This window comes from Clostridium sp. CX1 (genome assembly GCF_025398335.1).
GTDB classification, from domain to species: Bacteria; Bacillota; Clostridia; order Clostridiales; family Clostridiaceae; genus Clostridium_AM; species Clostridium_AM tanneri.
Map to the genome: position 1 here is coordinate 1 of NZ_JAODOO010000045.1, position 2,704 is coordinate 2,704.

1 protein-coding gene is annotated in these 2,704 nt (G+C 34.2%); it reads right to left on the bottom strand.

Features of this window, described 5'->3' with window-relative positions:
* Positions 1-116 precede the first annotated feature (116 nt).
* A complete protein-coding gene (gene ltrA / locus N4T77_RS20020; RefSeq protein ID WP_261673628.1) occupies positions 117-1,979 on the bottom strand; it encodes a group II intron reverse transcriptase/maturase in 1,863 nt (620 codons plus the stop codon).
* Positions 1,980-2,704 lie beyond the last annotated feature (725 nt).

Consider the following 2,704-nt stretch of genomic DNA (forward strand, 5'->3'; position numbering starts at 1 on the left):
ATAAGAATAGGTAAGAGCAGACTTCGACTTTACGTTAAGCCTCTCTTTTCCCCTCTTTCACACCGTACGTGAGACTTTCACCTCATACGGCGTTCTATCAATTAGATTATTTATTATTAAGACATTAATTCACGATATTTAAGGATTTTCTCATTTTCTTCACTATCGCCTTCGATTCTACTTCTGCTATGAATCTTTTGATAGCATTTTTTACATACAGTCATAAGGTTTTTAACTTTGTTAACTTGATTTATTGGAAGTTTTTTTGTGATGTGATGAATTTTAACATTTTTCTTATTTGGATATAATCCACAAATTCTACATTTACCTTTATCTCTATTGAAAGCGTATGGTCTATTCATATGATATTCGAAATTGTTAAATCTGTCTTTTTGTGCTCCATTTTTGCAACTAAGAATTATTGTTTGATTAAGGTGAATGTTTAGTTCCATGGCTCTTTCTTTTAATGGTCGCTTTTTCATCCTCATAACATATTTAAGTCTACCCTCTTTACTATATGGAGTTTCATCCTGATTTTTCTGTGCTATCTTAGTCCATCTCACCATATTAATGTTTGTGATAGCAATTACTTCTCCTCTGACTTTAATAGAAGCCAGTTTTTCAGTATATTCTGAGTGAACAAGTTGAAGATTAGTGCTATCGCACGCTCGCACCCATTGAGTTTTTCTCCATTTACTTAGACTTTTGAAAGCGGACCAACCCATCATTTTACTGAACTTATTAAAAACTATATTTACTCTAGTTGCGTATTTGTAGTATTCTATTAGTCCCCGAATCATGCTGTTGATATTATGAATTTGAATAAGTTTTTCTTCCTCCAAAGGATATGAATTTATATCTCTAATTTCGCCAAGTATCTGTCTAATTTTTGGTCTAATTCTATTAATATCTGGCTTACTTCTAACTACATATCCCGTTCTTCCTTTACCTCTCCAACATTTTATCTCAAATCCCAGAAATTTAATTGGTTGCTTTCTCATGTTGGTTATCTTTGTTTTCTTCATGGATAATTCAAGGCTAAGATTTTCTTTGAGAAATTTTTGAATTCTATATCTTAGTTTTTCAGCACTTTCCTTAGAATTTGTGAATACTACCCAATCATCTGCATATCTCACTATGAATACTTGCTTAAATCCTTTACGTTTTAAAGCATCATATCTATGTTTGTTTCCAACTACTTTCATTTTTTTCTTTTCATAAAAGCTAGTTATAAACTCATCGAACTTAGTGAGATAAGCGTTAGCTAGTATTGGTGATAGTATTGAACCTTGTGGAGTACCTTTTCCATTAATCTCAGTTTCATTTACAATGCCGGCTTTTAGCATTTCCTTTATTATCATTAGAAGTCTTTTATCCCTAATTCCCATACTCCATAAAATATTTAGGAGTTTCCTATGGTTAACTTTATCAAAGAATTTAGATATATCACCTTCTATTACCCAATAAATGTTTACCCATTTTGCAATATGTGAAACCCTTTCTAGTGCGTGAGCACTGCTTCGCATAGGCCTAAACCCATAGCTATGTTCAAAAAACTGTGCTTCTAAGATAGGTTCTATAACCATTCTTATGCATTCTTGAATTATACGGTCTTCAATATTAGGTATACCCAACGGTCGTTTTTCTGTTTTACCAGGTTTAGGTATATATACTCTTCTAATTTTCCCAGCCTTATATTTACTGAGTTTGTTTGCTATCATTTCAACAACTTCGAAATATCCCATTTGAAGAATGTCATCAATTGTTTTTCCATTCTCACCTGGAGTTTTACTTCCTTTGTTAGCTTTCATTTTATGGATTGCACTAATTATAACTTCATCGCATTTTATAATTTCAATTAAATCCTTGAACGATGGTTTTTTATTCAACTTAACTTTTTCTTTACTTATGCTGTACATTTTATCTAGTAATTCTCTAAGTTCTCCTTCACTTTTCGGAACTGTTAGTTGTTGTGCCATTATATCACGTCCCTTCGGGGATAAATGGTTTTAATCAGTTATGCTCCTCGGCTTCCTAACGTTGCGTATGTCTTAATAAACTTTTCTTCTAATTGACTATGCCCCTTCGCTCCATAAGAATTACCTTACTTCCTCACTACTACTGGCTGCTGCCATCCGGATTCAACAGTCATTTCCTACTGTTTAGGAATATCAACTCTTATCAGTTTTAGCACTTCCTTCCGAACTTCAATTGTTCCTCATATCTTAGCTTTACATATATTACTTTAGGTTCCCTCTTTAACCCGTCAGTCTCTTCTAACCCATAGTTGGGGGGCTTTGAAGATAAGTCCTCACCAGACTTTTCCTCAGCTATGCCACCATAGCCTTGGCGACTGAAACTCTCTAGGAGTTTAGATTCTTGATTTCGAATTCTATGGCAAGTCTCGAGCCGTTAACTCAAGGGTTCGTCGGTTCTCTCAGAACATCCTAACCATGGTAATTTTATAGCCCCCCGATTACTTCTCTTAACCACTTCTCAGGTCCGATTTTCACCGCCTTCACCGAACTTCATACAATATATTGATAAGATATATCGCATGTCGGAGTCTTAGGGCATGCCTTCCAACATTAAGACATCATAGGAATTTCACCTAATTATTCAGATATGAAGTTAGACTGCTTCGCAGTCCTCTAGTTTTATTGCATATTTCTATGCAGATTGTCTAGAAACAATTCGTACAATG

Coding starts and splice junctions, on each gene's coding strand:
- ltrA (WP_261673628.1), bottom strand. CDS start 1,979: ATGGCACAACAACTAACAGTTCCGAAAAGTGAAGGAGAACTTAGAGAA.